Below are 20477 nucleotides of genomic sequence, written 5' to 3' on the forward strand. Positions count from 1 at the left end.
TCCTTCGGGCATGACTTCTTTGCCGATGCCGTCTCCGGGCAGGACGGCGATGCGGTAGGTCTTGGTGGTGGGTGCGTTCATGGTGCTGGGTATGGTGGGGGCAGGGTAGAGGGAAGCCGCAGGTGGGTGCGGTCGGTGTGTGCACTGCATTATTCCGAGCGCCATCAAAAACTACAATCTGCCAACTGTGGCTCCATTTTTCACATATCGTGCATAAAACTCCCTCAGCCGACGATTTGCGCGTTTTTACGGCGGTGGTGCGCAAGTCCAGCTTTGGCGCGGCAGCTGCCGAGCTCGGCACGTCGCCCGCCTATGTGAGCAAGCGCATCCGCCTGCTGGAGCAGGACCTGCAGGTCAAGCTGCTGCATCGCACCACCCGCCGGGTGGCGGTGACGGAGGAGGGCGAGCGCGTTTTCCACTGGGCGCTGCGCATCCTGGACGACATGGAGCAACTCATGCAGGAGGTGGCCATCACGCGCAGCGAGCCACGCGGGCTGCTGCGGGTGAGCAGCAGCTTTGGCTTCGGCCGCCAGATCGTGGCGCCCGCGCTGTCGCGGCTGGTGGAGCAGCACCCGGGGCTGCAGGTGCGGCTGGAGGTGTTCGACCGGCTGGTGGACGTGGCGGGCGAAGGGTTTGACCTGGACGTGCGCGTGGGCGATGAAATTGCCCCGCACCTCATTGCCCGCCGCCTGGCCGACAACCACCGCGTGTTGTGCGCAGCGCCCGCCTACCTGCAGCGCAAGGGCTCGCCGCGCACGGTGGCCGACCTGGCCGCGCACGATTGCCTGGTGATCAAGGAGCGCGACCACCCGTTTGGCGTGTGGCGCCTGCGCAGCGGCGCGCAGGAAGAGTCGGTCAAGGTGCGTGGCCCGCTGTCGGCCAACAACGGCGAGATGGCCGTGCAGTGGGCCGTCGATGGCCGCGGCATCGTGCTGCGCTCGTTGTGGGATGTGGGTACGCACCTGCAGGCAGGGCGCCTGGTGCAGGTGCTGCCGCAGTGGCAGCAGGAGGCCAACGTGTGGGCCGTGTACCCCACGCGGCTGGAGCGGTCGGCCAAGGTGCGGGTGTGCGTGGAGTTTCTGCAGGAGCATTTCCGCGCCGGGTGGATGGCGCGGGATGCCGACGCGGGGGGAAGCACCCCGGTTTGAAGCAAAAATAGCTGCTACCGCCCGTCTGGCAAGCGGTAGCAGCTATCAAAAAGATACTGACTGGGTGGTGGTGAGGGGGCGGTCAGCCCGCCAGCGCAGCCTTCACGGCGGCCGACACCTGGCCCATGTCGGCCTTGCCCGCCAGGCGGGTCTTGACCACGCCCATCACCTTGCCCATGTCGCCAGGGCCTGATGCGCCGATTTCGGCCACGATGGCCTTCACGGCAGCCAGCGTTTCTTCGGCCGACATGCGCTCGGGCAGGTAGGCCTGCAGCACGGCCATCTCGGCCTTTTCCTTGTCGGCCAGGTCCTGACGGCCAGCGCCTTCAAAAGCGGTGATGGAATCCTTGCGCTGCTTGATGAGCTTGTCCACGATGGCGACCACGGCGGCGTCGTCCAGCACGATGCGCTCGTCCACTTCCTTTTGCTTCATCGCAGCCTGAAGCAGGCGGATGGTGCCCAGGCGCTCACTGTCCTTGGCGCGCATGGCGGTTTTCATGTCTTCGGTGATCTGGTCCTTGAGGCTCATGGCGGCTTCCTTTTTTGGGTTTCAAACAGGGACAAGGGTTTGCCAAAAGGCTTTCTGGCTAGGCGTCAACGCCGCAGACAGTAGTCTCGCTACGGCAAGGGGTTGCAACGACGCCAGAAAGCCTTTTGGCAAACCCGAAAAACAAAAACCCGCGCTTGGCGTCCCTAGCGCGGGTTTTGGGACCCAAGCAAAAGGCTCGGGGCCGAAGATGGATCAGTACATCTTCTTGGGCAGTTGCATGCTGCGAACGCGCTTGTAGTGGCGCTTCACGGCGGCTGCCTTCTTGCGCTTGCGCTCGGCGGTGGGCTTTTCGTAGAACTCACGGGCGCGCAGGTCGGTCAGCAGGCCGAGCTTTTCAATGGTGCGCTTGAAGCGGCGCAGTGCAACGTCAAAGGGTTCGTTTTCTTTTACGCGGATCGTAGTCATTAGCTAATGGTTTTCCAAATGGTGCCTGCAGAGGGGCTTGGGGAGATCGGGCCTCAAGTCCGTACAAAGCGGTTTCCCCGTCTGTAACTAGTATTTGGCCGACGGGGCATTGCCAGCAAAGCCGGAGATTATAGCCTTTGTGGCGCGGATGGGAAGTACCCCTGTGCAGCTCCCTGCGTCCCGTCCCGCGCTGCGGGACGCCCCCACTGGTGGCCTGGCTGGGCATGGGCCATGTGGCACGGCTGTGGGCCGCGCCCGAACAAGGACTGAGGTCGTTCTCACCGGAGGCATTGCCTCCGTCCATCCTCGGGCCGCGCAATGGCGTGGAAATTGCTTCACGTTGTAACAATCACTTACCACCGTCGGTGGGTTGCCCAGGTCATCCGCCCGGGTGGGCCTGCCGCCACAGACACCATGGCATTCATGCACCGCGTTTCGGGCTGGCTGGGCCGCCTCAGTGTGGGGCGCAAGCTCATGCTCATCTACCTGCTGGACCTGTCGGCGGTGATCTATGTGTCCAGCATCCTGATCCACGAAAAGTACGTGGCCATCGATTTCACACGCAAGGAGATCGTGGGCACCACGTATGCTGCGGTGCTGCGCGACGGGCTCATGGGGCAGTTTCTGGATGCATCCCAGCAGCCGCCGCTGGCGGGCGATGTGATTGCACGGCTGACGGGTGTGCGCAAGGCGTATGACGAGCAGTTGCGCACACAGGAAGTGGGCGAACGCTTCAGCATGGTGCTCGGGCAACTGGCCGCCAGGCCGCCGTCTGCAACGGATGCGCAGGTGCTGACCGGGATGCGCAGCCAGCTGCTGCGCGAGGGCCGCGAGCTGCTGACCACGGTAGGCAACCAGTCCAACCTGATTCTGGACCCCGATCTCGACAGCTACTACGGCATGTCGTTGGTGGTGCTGCGGTTTCCAGAGCTGCTGCAGGCGGTGCACGACACGGTGGTGTTCTTGAACGCGGCGCAGACCGGGCGCGGTCCGCAGTGGTCCTTTGAGTTGCTCACGCTGGTGGGGCGGCTGGATGCTGTGATGCAGGGCATTGAGGCGGACTACAACCAGGCATTCATCGCAGGTTCGCCCGAAATGCGGGCGGCCTTGCAGGGGCCGCGCGAGGCGCTCCACCAATCCCTGGAGGGCTTCCAGGCGTTGCTGCAGGGTGTGGCGGCGGGGGAGTCGCGCCTGACCATGGCGCAGGTGGGCACGCAGCAGATGCAGGTGCTGGGCGCGCTGCGCGATGCCTGGACGGTGGGTATCGTGGACCTGGAGCGGCTGCTCAACCGCCGTGTGGATGGGCTCTTCGCTCGCATGTGGCTGCATTTAGGCACCGCGCTGGTGCTGCTGGGCTGCATCCTCTCCCTCGTGACGCTGGTGGCGCGGCAGATCGCCAAGCCGCTGCAGCAACTGGCGCGGGTGGCCGACGAGGTGCGCAAAAGCGGCGACCACACACTGCGCGCGCACTGGGTCAGCCGTGACGAGATCGGGCGTCTCGTCACGGCTTTCAATGAAATGCTGTCCCAGCTTGACCGCGACCGCGTGCTACAGCAGGAGCTGGCCGCCAGCGCGCGCGCGGCCGAGGCCCAGCGCGAGCTGGTCGAGGCCTTCCCCATCCCCATGGTGGTCACCTCGGTGCCCGAGCACGAGGTGCTGCACTCCAACGCCCCGGCTGCCCACTGGCTGGGTGACCGCAAGACCGACCCGTGGGCCGTGGGGCTGGAGCCCGGCGTGCGGGCGCGCTTCTTCCAGCGCCTGGCGGACCAGGGCTCGGTCGATGAGTTCGAGGTGCGCTGGAAGGGCACCGCCGAGCCTTCCTGGGCCGTGCTGTCGGCGCGGCGCCTGCAGTTCCAGGGGCGCGATTCGGTGCTCACCGCGTTCACGCCCATCAATGTGCTCAAAGTGATGGAGCAGCGGCTGGAGCTGTGGGCCAAGGTGTTCGAGGCCTCGTCCGAGGGCATCATCATCATGAACGCCGATCAGCAGATCATCAGCGTGAACAAGGCGTTCTGCCGCAGCACGCACTACGACTTTTACGAGGTCATCGGCGAGGACCTGGGCTTTCTGCTGGAAGAGTCGGGTGCCGAGCCGCTGTCGGCGCAGATCCACCGCACCATGCTCGACAAGGAGTCGTGGCAGGGCGAGGTGCGGTTTCGCCGCCGCTCGGGCGAGACCTATCCGGCCTGGCTTATGGTGTCGGCCGTGCGCGAGACCAAGGGTGGTACGTTGGCCAACCACATCGGCATCGCCATCGACATCACCGACCGCAAGCGCAGCGAAGAGCGCATTCAGTTCCTGGCGCACCACGACGTGCTCACCGAGTTGCCCAACCGTTCGCTGTGCGTGCAGCGTCTGCAGATGGCGCTGGCGCAGGCGCCGATCACGGGCGAGAAGGTGGCTGTGCTGTTCATCGACCTGGACCGCTTCAAGGCCATCAACGACACGCTGGGTCACCACATCGGCGACGGCCTGCTGCGCTCGGTGGCCGGGCGCCTCACGCAGGCCGTGCGCAGCCGCGACACGGTCAGCCGCCTGGGCGGCGACGAGTTCGTGGTGGTGATGCGCGACGTGGCCGGGCGCGAGGATGTGCAGCAGCTGGTGGAGCGGCGCCTGATTCCGCTCATCCGCCAGAGCCACCCGGTGGAAGGGCACGAGCTGAACGTGTCGTGCAGTGTGGGCATCGCCGTCTACCCCGAGGACGGCAGCGACATCGACGAGCTCATGCGCCGTGCCGACGCCGCCATGTACGAGGCCAAGACCACGGGCCGCGACATGGCGCTGTTCTATTCGGCCGAGACCGACCAGCGCGCGCTGGCCCGCCAGACGATGGAGCAGCAACTGCGCCGCGCGCTGGAGCGCCAGGAGCTGAGCCTGCACTACCAGCCGCGCCTGTCCGCCAAGGGCGGCGGCCTGCTGGGCGTGGAGGCCCTGCTGCGGTGGAACAACGCCACCCTGGGCCACATCCCGCCCAGCGAATTCATCCCCATTGCCGAGGAGACCGGCATGATCCGCGCGATCGGCGGCTGGGTGCTGCAGCAGGCTTGCGAGCAATGGGTGCGATGGCAGGTGCCGCTGTCGGGCCCATCCGCGCGCGCGCTGGTCCATCCGCTGGCGCATGTCTCCATCTCGGTCAACCTCTCGGCCGCGCAGCTGGCTGACCCGCTGCTGGTCAGCGACATCGAGGCACTGCTGGTGCGCACCGGCATGCCGGCCCACCGGCTGGAGCTGGAGATCACCGAGTCCCAGCTCATGGACAACGCCCACGCGGCCGAGCAGCAACTGGCCGCGCTCAAATCGCTGGGCGTGCAGCTGTCCATCGACGACTTTGGCACCGGGTATTCCAGCCTGGCCTACCTCAAGCGCTTTGACATCGATCGGCTCAAGGTGGATAAGTCCTTCGTGCACGACATGCTGAGCAACCCCGCCGACATGGCGATCACGCGCGCCATCATCGCGCTGGGCCACACGCTGGGCCTCAAGATTGTGGCCGAGGGGGTGGAAGACCTGGCCACGGCCCAGGTGCTGAGCGCGCTGGACTGCGAAGAGCTGCAGGGCTACCACTTCAGCCGCCCGCTGCCTGCGGACCAGTTGGAGGCCTGGGCCCGACAGCATCGCGGATTGTTGACGCGAGAGGTTGCGGCAGCGTAGCGAGAGCGGGGGGAAGGCCCGCAGGGCCTCAGGAGAGTGTCACTGCCAACGCCTGCGCGCACGCCGCAGCGCTGGCCCAGGCCCACTGGAAGTTGTAGCCCCCCAGCCAGCCCGTCACGTCCACCACTTCGCCAATGAAGTACAGGCCGGGCTGCGTCTTGCACTCCATGGTCTGCTGCGACAGCGCCTTGGTGTCCACGCCGCCCAGCGTGACCTCGGCCTTCTTGTAGCCCTCGGTGCCCGTGGGCGTCAGCTCCCAGCGCGCCAGCTGCTCGGCCAGCCGCGCCAGGGCCTTGTCGCTGGCCTCGTTGATGGGGCGCTGCCAGTCGGCCTCGCGCTGCGCCCAGGCGTCGGCCAGGCGGCTGGGGACCAGGGTGGCCAGTTCGTTGGCGATCAGCTTGCGCGAGCGGGCCTTGCCCTGCGCCAGCGCGGCGGGCACATCCACCGTGGGCGCGAGGTTGATGGCCAGCGGAGTGCCTTCCTGCCAGTAGCTGGAGATCTGCAGCACGGCCGGGCCCGAAAGGCCCCGGTGGGTGAACAGCAGGTCTTCGTCGAAGGCCATACGGGTTTTCTTGGCCCCGGTGCTGATTTGCACCGGAAGCGCCAAGCCCGCGAGTTGCGCATACGGCGCCCAACCCGTGCCATCAAAAGTCAGCGGCACCAGGCCCGGGCGGCGCTCGACAAGCGGGATGTTGAACTGCTGCGCCAGCCGGTAGCCAAAGTCGGTGGCGCCGATCTTGGGAATGGACAACCCGCCTGTGGCAATGACCAGCGAGCGCGCGTGCACCGGGCCACGGTCAGTATCAATTTGATAGCTGGTAGCGCTTGATGGATAAGCGCCAGGGGCCAAAAACTTTATATTTTTGACCGCACAAGGTTGCCAGTGCGTCACCTGGCCCGCCGCGCACTCGGCCAGCAGCATGGCGATGATGTCCTCGGCCGAGCGGTCGGCAAACAGCTGTCCCTTGTGTTTTTCGTGGAAGGCAATGCCGTGCTTTTGCACCAGCGCAATGAAGTCGGCGGGCGTGTAGCGCGACAGCGCCGAGCGGCAGAACTGCGGGTTCTGCCCCACAAAGTGTTTGTGGGGCGCGGCGGGGTCCAGGTCGCGGTTGGTGAAGTTGCAGCGTCCGCCGCCCGAGATGCGGATCTTTTCGGCCACCTTTTCGGCATGGTCGATCAGCAGCACCTTCAGGCCCCGCTGGCCCGCCTGGCCCGCGCAGAACAGGCCGGCAGCACCGGCGCCGATGATGACGACGTCAAAAACAGGGGAAGTGTGGGACACAGTGATGAACAGGCAGCGGTGACAGGGCCGCCATTGTCGCCGCAGCGTTCATCGGGCCCTCACGCCATCACTGCCGGTACACCCCGCCAGAGCCCACCACCGCGATGTCCACGTAGTTCGAGCCGTGGTGGTTCTGTGGGCTGAACTGGTAGCTGTAGCCGCCCAGGTCAAGGTTGCCCAGGCCTTCCATGGCCTGGACCAGGCTGGCCCGGGTGACGCCAGGCCCTGCTGCGCGCAGGCCTTCAATCAGCACGCGCGCATCCATGTAGCCGGTGTAGCGGTCGTAGTCCACAGGCTTGTCGTGGCGCTTCATGGAGGCCTGGAAGTCCCGCGTGAGCGCAATGGTGGGCTTGGTGGGCGAGGGGCCGGTGCGTGCCACGGCCAGACCGCGCGCGTCGTCACCCAGCGCCTTGAGCACTGCGGAGCCTGCGCCCAGCGACAAGGTGTAGACCGGCACTCCCAGGTGCGCGCGGTTGGCCCGCACGTAGGCCACCACAGGCGGCCCCGCCGCCACCAGCAGCACGGCTTGTGGTTTCTGGGCGGCCAGGGCCTTGGCGGCGTCGTTGGCGTCTGCCCCGGTTGGCGCGATGGCATGCGAGCCAGCCAGCGTCGCGCCTTCGGCGGCAATGGTTTTTTCGACCAGCGGCAGCAGCAGCTTGCCAAAGTCGTTGTTTTCGTAGGCCACGGCAATGCGGGAGGTCTGCACTGCCACCAGGTTGCGCACGATCTTGACCAGCTCGTCGGCATAGCTGGCGCGTGTGGTGAAGAGGTAGGGATGCTGCTGCGCCCGGATGGCAGGGCTGCCCGTGTACACCGAGATCAGTGGCAGCTTGGCTTGCACCAAGTAGGGCAGCAGCGCCATCACTTGAGAGGTGCCCGACACGCCCAACAAGGCCAGCACGCCCTCTTTTTCGCTCAACTGCCTGGCGTTCTCCAGCGTGCGGCGCGGATCGAACCCGTCGTCGAGCGTCACCAGGCGAATCTTGCGTCCGCCAATGCCGCCCTTGGCATTGGCGTCTTCCACTGCAGCGTCCTGTCCTTCATGGATGGGCGCAAGAAAAGGGGCCATGCCACCCGATAGCGCGGTAGACCGGCCAATGAGGATGTCGCCCTTGCCCGGAGCGGGTTGCGCCCTGGCAGACAGGCTGGCCAAGGCCGCACCGCCTGCCAGCGCCAGCATGAGGCTGCGGCGGCGCGCTTGGGAAAGCCGCTGGCTAACGGGCAAGGCAACGTGGGTCTTCATCAAACAGCTCCTCCTGGTCGTGGCCACCGTGGCCTCAAGGTGCGGCGATGGTAGGAGTGCGGTAGCCGCGCACCCACCGGGTTTTTACCGGGGGTGCGTCAAGTTAGGGACAGGCGTCTATCCCAATCCCTTTTTAAAACTGGAGCGGCTGCCCCCAGCCCTGGGGCACGCCTTGTTGGTGTCGGTCAAGGCCTCGATGCCACCAAGGAGGCTCTGAACCGGTCGTGCGCGGCGCGGTAGCATGTGGCATCCACCCGCCGAGGACTATTCCATGAAACCGATACGCTGTGCCGCCTGCGCCCTGGTGCTGGGCTTTCTGGCCCCGGCCTGGGCCGTCAACAAATGCACGGATGCCGATGGCAAGGTGTCGTTCCAGGATGGCCCTTGCCTGGGCCAGGGCGAGAAGATCGAGGTGAAGCCAGCCATGCAGGGCGCCACCCCTGTTCCACCCGGCCCCTCCACCGCGAAGGAGGGCGCCTTCGGCCCCACCTGGCAGCGCAAACACTATCTGCAGAACCAGGGCGTGCCGCAGGCGCGCGCGGCCCTCGAACGCAACCAGCAGGAATGCGCGGCAACGGCACCGGATGCCGCAGTGGCGCATGCAGGCCCGCTGCGGCGCAGCACCCTGGCACAAGGCTCCCAGTTCGCGCAGGAACGCGCGGCTGCAGCGGGCAAGGACAAAGCCGCGTGTGAGGCCCGAACCGAGGAGCTGCGCAACCAGCTCAAAGCGCTCGAAGCCGAACTCGGCAAGCTGTAGCCCTCCTCGGTGTGGGAGGTGAATCAGCCTCTCAGCCCTTCCATGTGAACGGAAACTTGAACTGCTTCACAAACCCGTTGGGCACGTAGTCGCCCAGCACGCCGTAGTGTTCTGGCCAGAGCTTGGTGCTTTTGACGGCGGTGCCAAACAGGTAGTCCAGAAACGCAAAGTGCGCCGCGTAGTTCTTGTCCAGCGCCTCCTGGTCCTGGCTGTGGTGCCAGTGGTGGAAGTTGGGCGTGACGAGCACGTAGCGCAGCGGGCCCAGGCGCACGCTCACGTTGGCGTGGTTGAAAACGGCCTGGAAGCCCACGATGACGATGTAGGCGTCGATCACTTCCTTGCTGAAACCCAGAACGTAGATGGGCGCCAGCACCAGTGTGCGGGTGATGAGCAGCTCCAGGATGTGCTGGCGCGAGCCGGCCATCCAGTCCATGCTTTTCACGCTGTGGTGCACCGCATGCAGGCGCCACAGCAGCGGCACCTCGTGGTAGGCACGGTGCGTCCAGTACTGCACCAGGTCGGCCACCAGCACGATGAGGAACAGCGCCACCCAGAAGTTCAGGCCCTGTACCCAGCCGCGCATACCGTCGTTGGCCGCCCAGCCAAAAAATTTGTGCACGATGAGGTTGGTGGCCAGGAGCACAAAGCCCACCACCATGTGGTTCACGATGAAGTGGTGGAAGTCGGTTTGCCACTCGGCGCGGAAGATGGGCTGGTCCTTGCGCAGTGCAAAGAGTTTCTCGATGAATATGAAGATCAGTGAGCTGCCCAGCAGGTCGAGGATGAACCAGTCCAGGCCGATGTACGGTGTGTTGTCAGGGAAGTTCGGGTCCACCTCCACCTTGTGGCCGCCCAGTAACGCCGCCAGCGCCACCATGGCAAAGGCAAACGTGGCCAGCCAGCGCGAACGGTTGAAGAGGATGTTGACGAGGGAGATGCCCCCCGCGATGGCCATGGCGGTCAGCATGATGGTGCGAATCACCGTCACGTCGTAGCTCTTGCGCAGCTGTGGTGTCGTCAGGTACTCGGGGAAGTGGAAGGCCAGCACGCCCAGAAAACACAGGATGGCCAGCGTGAGTGCAATCACGCCCGACACCAGCCCGCGCCCGGTGCGCAGCGCGCCATGGCTTTCGGTGAATTCATTGAGCTTGTCGATTTCGAGCATGGTTTCCCCTCTGGCCTCCCGGCCTGCTTGGCTTTTTTGATGGGCCGTGATCTGGCTTGTGTGGCGCGAGTGTAGCGGCCTGCAGCGTTGCGCCTGCGACACGGGGGAGCCCTAAAATCGCGGCATGAACATCCCTTCACACCAACTCAGCATGACGGTGCTGATGTCCCCCGACATGGCCAATTTTTCGGGCAATGTGCACGGCGGGGCCATTCTCAAGCTGCTGGACCAGGTGGCCTATTCGTGCGCAAGCCGCTATTCGGCCTGCTATGTGGTGACGTTGAGTGTGGACCAGGTGATGTTTCTGCAGCCCATCCATGTGGGAGAGCTGGTGACCTTCCTGGCTAGCGTGAACTACACCGGTTCCTCGTCGATGGAGGTTGGTATCAAGGTGGTGGCCGAAGACATCCGCTCGCAGGTGGTGCGGCATGTGAACAGCTGCTTCTTCACGATGGTGGCAGTGGACGAGGCGCGCAAGCCGGTGCAGGTGCCGCCGCTGTCGCCTTCCACGCCCGACGAACGCCGCCGCTGGGATGCGGCACTGCTGCGCAAATCCTTGCGCAAGGAGCTGGCGGAGCGTTTCAGGCAGGTGCGCGAGACTGCTGGCGGGTAGGCCGGGAACCCGGAACAAAAAAGGGCCCTGCATGGCAGGAGCCCTTGTTCAATTGGGGAAAAAGTTGCTTAGCGCGCGGCGCAGAAACCAAATTCGGCCGCTGCCCCGGGGGCGAGGGTCTTGTTCCAGTCCACGCCGGACGCGTTCAGGTTGCTGCCAGCCTGCGTCCATGTGGCATTCCAAAGATTGTTGATGGTGCCGCTCACGGGGATGGTGATCGCCCAGTTGCCAGCGGCGGTGCCCTGGTTGGTGACGCGGACCCGCTGGCAATAGCCTGCGTTCCAGACACTGTCCATCATCTCCTGCACCGAGAAGCCACCGGTAGGCGTCGGTGGGGTTGGCGTTGTCGGCGTTGTGGGGGTGGTTGGCGTCGTAGGTGTTGTTGGCGTCGAACCATCGCCCCAGAGGCGCTGCAGCAACTGGACCTTGTCGGTGCGCACGGTGGTCCAGTCATCGTCCAGAATGCCGCCGGTGTCGCCACTGTTGGGGTTCCACGACCAGTAGAAGCCGCTGCGCATGCCCTTGCCGACCATGTAGTCCACCAGCGCGTTCTGCCACTGCACATCCCGCGCATCGCCCCGGCCAAATTTGCCACCGAACTCGCCCAGCATGACGGCATAACCGGCCTGCACGAACTGGCCAAAATGCTGGTCCCAGATGGCCGGCATGTTGCTCGGGAAGTTCGAAGCATTGAAGTAAGGCTGCACGTAGACATCCGGCCCGTAGGTGTGCGGCGCCAGCAGCAGGCGATTGGCGGGGATGTTCAGGGGCGTGCAGGCCAGAGGTTCTAGGTTGCCACCCCAGAAGTGCGCGTTGCTGCCCGAGCAGCTGGGGTTCTCGCCGATGCCTTCCACGGCAATCAGCCAATGGGGAGCCAGCGGCAATATGGCAGCGGCTGCGCGCTCGGCGGCGCGGTTCCAGTCGGTGGCGTTGTTGCCCGTGCCCCAGGTGGCGGCGCCGTGGGGTTCGTTCTTGATATCGATGCCGATGACGCCGGGTACGCCTGCGTAGCGCTGGGCGACAAAGGCCAGATCACTGATCCATTGCTGTTCGCTGTAGCTCTGGGTGTACCAGAGTTCACTGATGGTCTGGCAATCGGGGGTGTGATGGTCCAGCAGCACATACATGCCACGGTTGCTCAGTTCCGTGACCACCTTGTCCATCACCTGGATGGCCGAGAGGCCCTGCAGGTCGGCATTGCGGCCGTAATCGATGCTGCTGGGCGGCGCCGAGCCGTGCAGGGTGGCGGGGCAGAACGGCAGGCGCACGGCGTTGAAGCCCTGGGCCTGCATTTGCGTGATCATTTCAGTCCAGTTGCGCGCCCACAGGCCATGCACCACATGGTTGTTGGTCTCAAAGCCAAACCAGTTGACGCCGCGCAGCTGGATGGCCTTGCCCGCACCGTCCAGCACCTTGCCTGCGTTGATTTCGTAGCTCCAGGCCATGCTGGTACTTGCCAGCAGGCAACCGGCCAACGCCAAGCTCTTGCACAGGGTGGTGATCTTCATGGCTTACGCATCTCCCGAAAGTGTTGTGTGTCTGGCGTGAAAGAGTACAGGCCCGCTACAGCCGGGCTACGGCCCGGTGGTGGGCTGAGTGTGGGCGCTCTGCCCATCGGCCACCGTTTCCAATGGCTGTCAATTGTAAGTGCCTGTTGCGCCCTTTTCAGGCTGCGCCACGGCTGCGTCCAGCCAGCGATACTGCCTGTAGCGAAAGGCCGTCTATTTCGTTGGTGATACCCGACAGTACGTTGGCCACCACCGCAAATTCCCGTCCGTGCTGGCCTGCGCGGGCGGCCATGACCTGGGCATTGAAGCTGACCACCTTGGCCTCGCGGGCCACGGTCTGGATGGACGCCACGATGCCCGCCAGTTCTTTCATGAGGGTTTCGGACTTGGCCTTGCCCACTTGATCGAACGCGGTGGTGGCGGTATTCAAGGCCTCCAGTGCGCTGTCGGTGGACTCCACCAGCCGCGCCAGCGCGTCTTCCACACGCGGGCTGTGGCGCTCTGCCAGGTCCAGCGTGGTGCCCACCTGCTGAGCAAACGCATCAATCGTGGCGCCAACGCCGTTGGGGCCGTGGTAGGTCTTGCGGATGATGTCGCCGTTGGCGGCATCCAAGTGACCGGCAGTGTCTACCAGCTTGGCTTGGCTGTCGGTGAACAGCGTCAATGAGCTGCGCGCCGCCTTCATGTGCAGATCGCTGCCGCGTGCGGCCAGCACCGTCTGCAACACCATGCGCTGCGACAGCATGCGCTGGCGTGCCGCCAGGTTGACCAGCGACATCTCGCCGTCACGGTCGGTTGAAGACCCGGCCTTGGGCGCCAAAGACAGCGTCGAAGAGGGGGGCGAAAAGGACGTCGAAGCTGGCATTGAGGAAGTGGCCATGCCGTTGCGGGTGGAGATGGGGAAGGCTGCCATGGTGTTCCTTGTGCTGATTGCATTCAGATACATCTGGTCAAGCAATACCCGGGCCAGTGTCACGGTCGCAGCCGCTTTCGATGCGATGGATGCAGACGCACTGACGAGGTTTGGCCCGCGCCCGCTACCAGCCGCGCAAGGTGCTCTGGCACGTTGGCGGCAGGGAAGGGCGCGTGCGGCGCGGCGCTGGGCGCTCAGTACAACGCTGCGAAGCGCTCCACCATGCGCGTGGGGCCTGCCACGATGAGGTGGTCGCCCGGTTTGATTTCGGTATCTGCCTTGGCGTAGATGAAGTCGAGGTGGCGACGTTTGATGCCCACCACCGTAATGCCATGGCGTTTGCGCACGTCGGATTGCGACAATGGCTTGTTGTGTGTCTCCATCGGCGCCCGGGTTTTGGCAATGGCAAAGCCGTCGTCAAACTCGATGAAGTCGATCATCTTGCCGGTGACCAAGTGCGCCACGCGCTCGCCCATGTCCGCCTCAGGGTAGACGACATGGTGCGCACCCACCCGCTCGGCAATGCGGCCGTGCTGGGGGTCAATGGCCTTGGCCCAGATGTCCTTGAGTCCCAGCTGGCTCAGGTTCAGGATGGTAAGCACGCTCGCCTCCAGGTTGCCGCCGATGCTCACCACCGCGTGCGCAAAGTCGGGCACGGCCAGCTGGCGCAGGGTTTCCAGGTCGGTGGCGTCGGCCTGCACCACATGGGGTAGCACGCTCGCCAGCGACTGCACCGTCTCGGCATCGCTCTCGATGGCCAGCACGTCGTGGCCCAGCTCCACCAGTGATTTTGCAACCCCGGTGCCAAAGCGGCCCAGGCCAATCACCACCACGCTGCCCGACAGGTTCTTTACGGCTTTATCCAACAATGGGTTTCTCCTCGGGGTAACGGTAGTTGCGGCGCATCTGGTTGGTGGCCAGGGCCACGGCCAGGGTGACCACGCCCACGCGCCCAATGAACATGAGCGCAATGATGATGGCCTGCGCCCCCGGCACCAGGTCGGCGGTGATGCCCGTAGACAGCCCCACGGTGCCGAACGCTGAAATCACTTCGAACAGCACTTTTTCCAGCGGTAGCGGCGTGAGTGGCAAGATGAGCAAAATGGCCAGTCCCACCACGGCCGCGCTGAGCACCAAGATGGTGATGGCCTGGCGTTGCACCGAATCGGCGATGCGACGGCCGCGAAACTCGACGTCGCGGTGCCCACGGATTTCGTTCCACACCACCAGTACCAACACAAAAAACGTGGTCACCTTGACGCCCCCGGCGGTGCCCGCGCTGCCCCCGCCGATGAACATGAGGATGTAGTGCAGCGCCAGTGATTCGGTGCTCAGCGCTCCGATATCGACTGCATTGAACCCTGCCGTGCGTGCCGATACCGAGGTGAACAGTGCCACCAGCCCCTTGTGCGCCCAGCCCATGGGCCCCAGCGTTCCCGGATTGTCGAACTCGGCCAGAAAGATCACCACCGTGCCCAGTGCGATCAACGCCAGCGAGCCCCACACCGTGAGGGCGGTGTGCATGGACCACAGTGGGCGTTTGCGTCCGCGTTCGGCCAGCAGCTCGTGCAGCACCGGAAACCCCAGGCCCCCGATGATGATCGCCAGCATCAGCGGAGCCAGCACCAGCACATCGGACGAGAACCGCACCACGCTGTCTGCCCAGGTCGAAAATCCCGCATTGTTGAAGGCCGATATGGAGTGGAACATGCCTTGCCAGGCAGCCTCTCCCCAGGGCATGCCATAGCCCAGTGCGAACCGCAGGCCCAGGGCCAGCGCCATCAGCAGCTCGACGGCAACCGTCACTTGGAGCACGATCTTGGCAACGCTCTTTACGTCCCCCAGCGCCAGCGAATGGGTCTCTGCCTGCAGCAGCAGCCGGGTGCGTATGCGCATTTGCCCGCTGATGAGCAGCCCCATCAGCGTGGCCGACGTCATCATGCCGAAGCCGCCCAGCTGAAACAGGCCCATGATGAGGGCCTGGCCCGTGCCGCTCCAATAGGTGCCGGTGTCCACCACCACCAGTCCTGTCACGCACACGGCGGAGGTGGCGGTGAACAATGCCGTGAGAAATGGCGCGCTCTGCCCCTGGGCGTGCGAGAGCGGCAGCATGAGCAAGACCGTGCCGGCAGCGATGACGGTCAGAAAAGACAGCACCAGAACCGCTGCGGGGTGCACGACACGTTGGTTCAAACGAATTCCTGGGCGGGTGGCAACAATGCGCGGCCCGTGAAGGGTCGGGGCTTGGCGAAGACTCTCTCCAGAGTCTGCGCGCGGCGATGCTATCAGCTTTGGATAGATCTCTCGCCTGCTGCGACGCTGTGGAGGCGGCCGGTGCTGCGCACAGCCGCAGGCACCCCCACGTCGTCAGACAGCGCGCCGCGCCCGGGGTGCTTCGGATTTTTCAGACGTGGAATGCATCGCGTCCTGCGACGCCAGCGCCACACCCCGCACCACATCCCCCACAACGATCACCGAGGGGCTGGCGAGCCCGTCGCGCGTGATGGTGGCGTGCAGGGCTCCCAATGTGGTGACCGCGTGGCGCTGATGGGGCAAGCTGGCATGCTGGATGATGGCCACGGGCGTGCTGGCGGGCAGGCCGGTGAGCAGCTCCTGCTCGATGGTGGCGGCGCCGCTCACACCCATGTAGATCACCAGCGTGAGCTTGGCGTCGCGGGCCGTGGCGGCCAGTTGGCGCCAGTCGGTGCCCGCATCGCCGGGCTTGGCATGGCCGGTGACGAACACCACGCCGTGGGCATGCTCGCGGTGGGTGAGCGGCGCGCCCAGCGAGGTCAGGCCTGCCAGGCCCGCCGTGATGCCGTTGATGACGGTGACCGGCACGCCTGCCGCGCGCAGGTGCTCCACTTCTTCTCCACCCCGGCCGAAGATGAACGGGTCGCCGCCTTTAAGGCGCACCACGTTCTCACCCTCGTTCACCGCCATCAGCATCAGCTTCTCGATGAAGGCCTGGGGCGTGCTCTTGCAGCCACCACGTTTGCCCACGTAGACGATGCGGGCCGTGGGCGACGCGTGCGCCACGATGGCGTCGCTCACGAGGTCATCCACCAGCAGCACGGTGGCGGCCTGGATGGCCTTGAGCGCCTTGATGGTGAGCAGTTCCGGATCGCCGGGGCCAGCGCCCACCAGCGTGCAGCTGCCTCCCGTTCCGAGGTGGGGCTTGGAAGGGGGCAGGGTGTTGGTGTGCGTGGGGCGGCTCATGGGGATGTCTCCGAATTGGTTTGTTCCGCAAGTCGCAAGATATGTTCCACCTGGCGCTCAATCGCAGGCGGAATCGGCAACTCGCCCGCCAGCACGCAGCGGGTGTAACTGGCCGTTGTGGCCACGTCGATCTCCGTGGGTAAGCCGGGCACCTCGCTGGCGGTCCCGGGCTGCTGTGATTCCAGCACCGCGTGCATGCCGTGCACAAAACCGTCGTATCGCGGTGTGCGGCGCGGATCAGTAGCGACCTCGCCCTCCAGCCCGCGCGAGAGCAGCGCGCTCACGCCCAGCGTGCGAAAGGTGGTCTGCAGCATCTCGAAATATTCAGGGTGTGTGTACGCAGTGACCACCACCGACGGCCCCGCGCACGGGCTCATCAGCTTGACCACGCTGTGCCCCGGGTTGCGCAAGCCCACCACCTCGCGCACAGAGAGCAGGCGCGCCAGGCCTGCGTGCAGATGCTGGGTGTGGATATGGCGCACGGTGCCGTTTGCTATTTTTTCAGGAGCTGTTAGCGCAGGTACATCAAGCGCTAGAAGCACATCGGATGCCAAAATGCGCCGCGCCTCGGTGCGCATGCCGTGCAGCAGCACGGGCAGCCCCTCGCGCGCCAGCAGCAGCGCCAGCAGCGGCGTCAGCACCGGCAGCTTGCGCGCGCCGTTGTAGCTGGGCAGCACGATGAGCGGGCGGTCGGTGGCGGGCAGCAGGGCCAGGCGCTGGTGCGTGGCATCCAGAAAGCCGCACATCTCTTCGGACGTCTCCCCCTTGATGCGCATGGCCAGGCAGAACGCGCCGATCTCCAGGTCGCTCACCTGCCCGTCCAGCACCTGGCCGAACAGGTCAGTGGCCTGCTCGCGCGACAGTGGCTTGGCGCCGCGCGCGCCGCGGCCGATTTCCTTGATGTACTGGGCGATGGCCATGGTCTTTGGTGGCGGGACTTGTGAAACAGGGCTTCAGCGTCGTTGTTTCGGCTTGCCGTACAGGCGTACTGTCTGTGCCGAAAGCGCCTGGCTGCAGCCCTGTTGCACAAGTCCTGGTGGGGTTTGTTGGTTTGAAGGCTATTTTCTCGCAACCCAGAGAACTTTTGGTTATATGGTGGCCTGCGCCAGGGGCTTGGACGCCAGTGGCCCCGTGGCGCGCACCATGCGCTTGAGTTCGGGCAGGCACGAGCCGCAGTTGGTGCCGCAGCGCAGCTTGCCCTGTAGTTGCGCCAGCCGGTCGTCGTCGGTTCCGTGGCAGTGCGCCAGCTCGGCGGTGATGGCGGTGTCCGTCACGTTGAAGCAGGTGCACACCGATTTTCCACGCGACTGCACGGCCACGGGTGCTTTGGCGCCGGGCACGAGCAGCAGGCGGCCATAGGTCTGCGCGGGCAATTCTTCCTGCAGCAGGGTCTTGAGCCAGCCCTCGGCGCTGGTGTCGCCCGCGAGCACGATGCCTTCGAGCGTGGTGCTTTCGCCTCGGCGCATCAAGCGCGCGGCGCGGCGCTGGCCGCGTTTCTTGTCGGCATAACGCAGCGTGTCGGCCGAGGCCAGGCCCATCAGAGATTCGATGCGTTCCACAGTGGCGTCGGGCGGTGCCTCGTGCGCGGCGGCGCGCAGCAGCACACCCACGCGCTCACGGCCGGGTTCGCCCAGCGGTGTGTTGTTGCTGAAGGGAACGCAGCTCGCAAAAGGAAACTGCGCCATCAGCGCGGACAGCGCCTCGCGCGTGGCCTGGGCGCTGTCGGCGGGCAGCCAGGCCATGGCCAGCAGCGTCCAGGGCAGCTCGGCCTTGAGCACCTTCACGGCCGCGTGCTTGAGCTCGGGCTGCTTGGACGTGGGGCAATAGGCCGAGGTGGTGAGCGCGTTCACGCCTGCCAAGCGCTCGCCGGTGGACGAGCAGCCGCTCAAAAATTCGCTGCCCCAGTGCATGGCCATGAACGCCTGCGACAGGCCCACGGTGGTGTCGGCCTGCGCGGGCACCACGATGGTGCCGCGCTTGCTCGTCACGTAGACCAGGTCGCCGTTCTTCAGGCCGCGCCGCTCCATGTCCTGTGGGTGCAGTTGCACGCTGGGCTCGGCCACATGGCCGAACAGGCGGCCCAGTGTGCCGGTGCGCGTCATGCCGTGCCACTGGTCGCGCAGGCGGCCGGTGGTCAGGCTGAAGGGGTAACGCGACTCGCGCTGCTCGGCCGTGTGTTGCCAGGCGTTCGCGGCAAAACGGGCGCGGCCATCGGGGGTGGGGAACACGCCGTCTTCGTACAGGCGGGCCTTGCCCGTGGTGGATCCCTCAGGCAATGGCCACTGTTGGGGGCCTGCAGATTCGAGCGTCTCCCACGACAGACCGGTGATGTCCAGGTCGCGTCCGCGGGTGCTCTCGCGGTGCTCATTCCACACAGTTTCGGCGCCTTGGTCGGCGTCGTCAGTGGAGTAGGGGAACAGCGTGGGCTGGCCGGGGCGCAGGCGGGCCTCCAGCTGGTGCGCAAACTGCACCGCAATGGCCCAGTCGTGGCGGGCCTCGCCCGGTGCGGACACGGCAGTGCGCACGCGCGAGATGCGGCGTTCGCTGTTGGTCACCGTGCCAGTCTTCTCGCCCCAGGTGGTGGCGGGAAGCAGCAGGTCGGCATAGGCACAGGTGGCGGCGGTGGCAAAGGCTTCTTGCACCACCACAAACTCGGCGCGCTGCAGTGCGCGGCGCACGGTGGCCTGGTCGGGCATGCTTTGCGCGGGGTTGGTGCAGGCAATCCACAGGGCCTTGATCTCGCCGTCGGCGGCGGCCTGGAACATCTCCACGGCCGTCTTGCCCGGCTTGCTGGGCACATCGGCCACGCCCCAGAGCGCGGCCACTTCGGCGCGGTGCTGCGGGTTGGCCAGGTCGCGGTGGGCGCTGAGCAGATTGGCCAGGCCACCCACTTCGCGCCCGCCCATGGCGTTGGGCTGGCCGGTCAGGCTGAACGGGCCCGCGCCGGGCTTGCCGATCTGTGCGGTGGCCAAGTGCAGGTTGATGAGCGCTGCGTTCTTGGCCGTGCCGCTGCTGCTCTGGTTCAGGCCCTGGCAGTACAGGCTGAGCGTGGCGTTGGACTGCGCAAACCACTTGGCGGCGGTGGTCAGGTCGGCCACGCTGATACCGCAGGTCTGCGCCACGCGTTCGGGTGTGTAGTCGCGCACCAGGGCCTTGAGCTCGTCAAAGCCCGTGGTGTGCGCAGCGATGTATTCGGCGTCCGTCCAACCCTCCCACAGCATCAGGTGCAGCATGCCGTTGAACAGCATCACGTCGCTGCCGGGCTGGATGGGCAGGAACAGGTCGGCCATGCCGGCCGTGTCGGTGCGGCGCGGGTCGACCACGATGACCTTCATGCCCGGGTTGGCGGCGCGCGCGTCTTCGATGCGGCGGAACAGGATGGGGTGCGCCCAGGCCGCGTTGCTGCCCACAATGAACAGGCACTGCGCGTGTTTCACGTCGTCGTAGCAGGCGGGGGGCGCGTCGGCGCCCAGGGTCTGCTTGTAGCCCGCCACGGCGCTGCTCATGCACAGGCGCGAGTTGGTGTCGATGTTGTTGGTGCCGATCAGGCCCTTGGCGAGCTTGTTGAAGACGTAGTAGTCCTCGGTGAGCAATTGGCCGCTCACGTAAAAGCCCACGGCATCGGGGCCGTGGTTCTGGATGGTGTTTGCGAATTTTTCGGTGGCCAGGTTCAGCGCGGCGTCCCATGGCAGGGGCTGGGGAGCATCGCTGCGTTGCGCGCGATGCAGGGGCTGTAGCAAGCGGGTCTGCAGTGTGATGGGGCTGCTGGCCGTGAGGTGCAGGGTCGAGCCCTTGGTGCACAGGCGGCCAAAGTTGGCGGGGTGGGTGGGGTCGCCGCGCACGCCGGTGATCTGCGCGCCATCGGATTCGATGATCACGCCGCAGCCTACGCCACAGTAGGGGCAGGTGGATTTCGTTTCTTGCATGGCGTGGATTCCAGATGTTTTTGGGCTCTAGCGCTTAATGGAAAAGCGCTGATAGCTATGTATTTAATAGCTTTGGTGTTCGATGGACGTTGCGGGG

16 protein-coding genes are annotated in these 20477 nt (G+C 65.4%); 4 read left to right on the plus strand and 12 right to left on the minus strand.

Annotation, left to right across the window (positions count from 1 at the left end; genetic code table 11):
* Window positions 1-209: 209 nt before the first annotated feature.
* Complete coding sequence (locus ACODS0_RS24150; RefSeq protein WP_488837663.1) at window positions 210-1148, plus strand: LysR substrate-binding domain-containing protein; 939 nt, start codon at window positions 210-212, stop codon at window positions 1146-1148.
* Window positions 1149-1230: 82 nt separating this feature from the next.
* Here the strand turns inward: ACODS0_RS24150 and ACODS0_RS24155 are convergent, their stop codons facing one another.
* Both ACODS0_RS24155 and rpsU read right to left on the minus strand, forming a co-directional pair.
* Window positions 1231-1677 (minus strand): GatB/YqeY domain-containing protein, encoded by a 447-nt coding sequence (locus tag ACODS0_RS24155; RefSeq protein ID WP_055400197.1) that lies wholly within the window; start codon window positions 1675-1677, stop codon window positions 1231-1233.
* Between the two features lie 213 nt (window positions 1678-1890).
* Window positions 1891-2103 carry a 30S ribosomal protein S21 gene (gene rpsU / locus ACODS0_RS24160; RefSeq protein ID WP_005799779.1) on the minus strand — a complete coding sequence of 71 codons (213 nt, stop codon included), beginning with the start codon at window positions 2101-2103 and terminating at the stop codon, window positions 1891-1893.
* Between the two features lie 414 nt (window positions 2104-2517).
* On the opposite strand from rpsU, the gene ACODS0_RS24165 reads away from it, so the two are divergent.
* Complete coding sequence (locus ACODS0_RS24165; protein WP_488837666.1) at window positions 2518-5754, plus strand: EAL domain-containing protein; 3237 nt, start codon at window positions 2518-2520, stop codon at window positions 5752-5754.
* A 28-nt stretch (window positions 5755-5782) separates the two neighbouring features.
* Here ACODS0_RS24165 and ACODS0_RS24170 read toward each other — a convergent pair whose 3' ends face one another.
* Both ACODS0_RS24170 and ACODS0_RS24175 read right to left on the minus strand, forming a co-directional pair.
* Window positions 5783-7036: a BaiN/RdsA family NAD(P)/FAD-dependent oxidoreductase gene (locus ACODS0_RS24170; protein ID WP_488837668.1), complete on the minus strand. Its 1254-nt coding sequence runs from the start codon at window positions 7034-7036 to the stop codon at window positions 5783-5785.
* A gap of 67 nt (window positions 7037-7103) precedes the next feature.
* A complete protein-coding gene (locus ACODS0_RS24175) occupies window positions 7104-8279 on the minus strand; it encodes an ABC transporter substrate-binding protein (protein WP_487256700.1) in 1176 nt (391 codons plus the stop codon).
* Between the two features lie 271 nt (window positions 8280-8550).
* On the opposite strand from ACODS0_RS24175, the gene ACODS0_RS24180 reads away from it, so the two are divergent.
* A complete protein-coding gene (locus ACODS0_RS24180; protein WP_055400285.1) occupies window positions 8551-9036 on the plus strand; it encodes a DUF4124 domain-containing protein in 486 nt (161 codons plus the stop codon).
* Window positions 9037-9067: 31 nt separating this feature from the next.
* Here ACODS0_RS24180 and ACODS0_RS24185 read toward each other — a convergent pair whose 3' ends face one another.
* Window positions 9068-10201, minus strand: coding sequence for a sterol desaturase family protein (locus tag ACODS0_RS24185; RefSeq protein WP_487256699.1), 1134 nt, complete (start codon window positions 10199-10201; stop codon window positions 9068-9070).
* 124 nt (window positions 10202-10325) lie between these two features.
* Here ACODS0_RS24185 and ACODS0_RS24190 point away from each other — a divergent pair, with 124 nt between their 5' ends.
* The gene (locus ACODS0_RS24190; protein ID WP_010459986.1) at window positions 10326-10814 is read left to right on the plus strand and encodes an acyl-CoA thioesterase; all 489 of its coding nucleotides are present in this window, start codon (window positions 10326-10328) and stop codon (window positions 10812-10814) included.
* Between the two features lie 68 nt (window positions 10815-10882).
* Here the strand turns inward: ACODS0_RS24190 and ACODS0_RS24195 are convergent, their stop codons facing one another.
* From ACODS0_RS24195 to ACODS0_RS24225, 7 genes are all read right to left on the minus strand, one after another.
* Window positions 10883-12322 carry a cellulase family glycosylhydrolase gene (locus ACODS0_RS24195; protein ID WP_488837671.1) on the minus strand — a complete coding sequence of 480 codons (1440 nt, stop codon included), beginning with the start codon at window positions 12320-12322 and terminating at the stop codon, window positions 10883-10885.
* A gap of 157 nt (window positions 12323-12479) precedes the next feature.
* Window positions 12480-13202, minus strand: coding sequence for a methyl-accepting chemotaxis protein (locus ACODS0_RS24200; protein ID WP_488837739.1), 723 nt, complete (start codon window positions 13200-13202; stop codon window positions 12480-12482).
* Between the two features lie 227 nt (window positions 13203-13429).
* Entirely contained in the window at window positions 13430-14101 is a 672-nt protein-coding gene (locus tag ACODS0_RS24205; RefSeq protein ID WP_233573357.1) for a potassium channel family protein, read from the minus strand.
* Window positions 14094-15428 (minus strand): TrkH family potassium uptake protein, encoded by a 1335-nt coding sequence (locus tag ACODS0_RS24210; RefSeq protein WP_431152340.1) that lies wholly within the window; start codon window positions 15426-15428, stop codon window positions 14094-14096. Before ACODS0_RS24210 ends, ACODS0_RS24205 begins: the two co-directional genes overlap by 8 nt.
* Before the next feature lie 174 nt (window positions 15429-15602).
* Window positions 15603-16454 carry a uroporphyrinogen-III C-methyltransferase gene (gene cobA, locus ACODS0_RS24215; RefSeq protein ID WP_121507114.1) on the minus strand — a complete coding sequence of 284 codons (852 nt, stop codon included), beginning with the start codon at window positions 16452-16454 and terminating at the stop codon, window positions 15603-15605.
* Window positions 16451-17374, minus strand: a complete 924-nt coding sequence (ybiB, locus tag ACODS0_RS24220) for a DNA-binding protein YbiB (RefSeq protein WP_228900149.1) — start codon at window positions 17372-17374, stop codon at window positions 16451-16453. The genes cobA and ybiB overlap by 4 nt, the downstream gene beginning before the upstream one ends.
* 168 nt (window positions 17375-17542) lie before the next feature.
* Entirely contained in the window at window positions 17543-20380 is a 2838-nt protein-coding gene (locus tag ACODS0_RS24225) for a nitrate reductase (RefSeq protein WP_488837674.1), read from the minus strand.
* Between the last annotated feature and the right edge of the window lie 97 nt (window positions 20381-20477).

The organism is Acidovorax sp. FG60 (assembly GCF_057808995.1).

What these genes read in the sequence shown, in the direction of transcription:
- ACODS0_RS24155 (WP_055400197.1), bottom strand. Translation starts at nt 1,677, where the DNA reads ATGAGCCTCAAGGACCAGATCACCGAAGACATGAAAACCGCCATGCGC.
- rpsU (WP_005799779.1), bottom strand. Translation starts at nt 2,103, where the DNA reads ATGACTACGATCCGCGTAAAAGAAAACGAACCCTTTGACGTTGCACTG.
- ACODS0_RS24165 (WP_488837666.1), top strand. Translation starts at nt 2,518, where the DNA reads ATGGCATTCATGCACCGCGTTTCGGGCTGGCTGGGCCGCCTCAGTGTG.
- ACODS0_RS24175 (WP_487256700.1), bottom strand. Translation starts at nt 8,279, where the DNA reads ATGAAGACCCACGTTGCCTTGCCCGTTAGCCAGCGGCTTTCCCAAGCG.
- ACODS0_RS24180 (WP_055400285.1), top strand. Translation starts at nt 8,551, where the DNA reads ATGAAACCGATACGCTGTGCCGCCTGCGCCCTGGTGCTGGGCTTTCTG.
- ACODS0_RS24185 (WP_487256699.1), bottom strand. Translation starts at nt 10,201, where the DNA reads ATGCTCGAAATCGACAAGCTCAATGAATTCACCGAAAGCCATGGCGCG.
- ACODS0_RS24190 (WP_010459986.1), top strand. Translation starts at nt 10,326, where the DNA reads ATGAACATCCCTTCACACCAACTCAGCATGACGGTGCTGATGTCCCCC.
- ACODS0_RS24195 (WP_488837671.1), bottom strand. Translation starts at nt 12,322, where the DNA reads ATGAAGATCACCACCCTGTGCAAGAGCTTGGCGTTGGCCGGTTGCCTG.
- ACODS0_RS24200 (WP_488837739.1), bottom strand. Translation starts at nt 13,202, where the DNA reads ATGGCCACTTCCTCAATGCCAGCTTCGACGTCCTTTTCGCCCCCCTCT.
- cobA (WP_121507114.1), bottom strand. Translation starts at nt 16,454, where the DNA reads ATGAGCCGCCCCACGCACACCAACACCCTGCCCCCTTCCAAGCCCCAC.
- ybiB (WP_228900149.1), bottom strand. Translation starts at nt 17,374, where the DNA reads ATGGCCATCGCCCAGTACATCAAGGAAATCGGCCGCGGCGCGCGCGGC.
- ACODS0_RS24225 (WP_488837674.1), bottom strand. Translation starts at nt 20,380, where the DNA reads ATGCAAGAAACGAAATCCACCTGCCCCTACTGTGGCGTAGGCTGCGGC.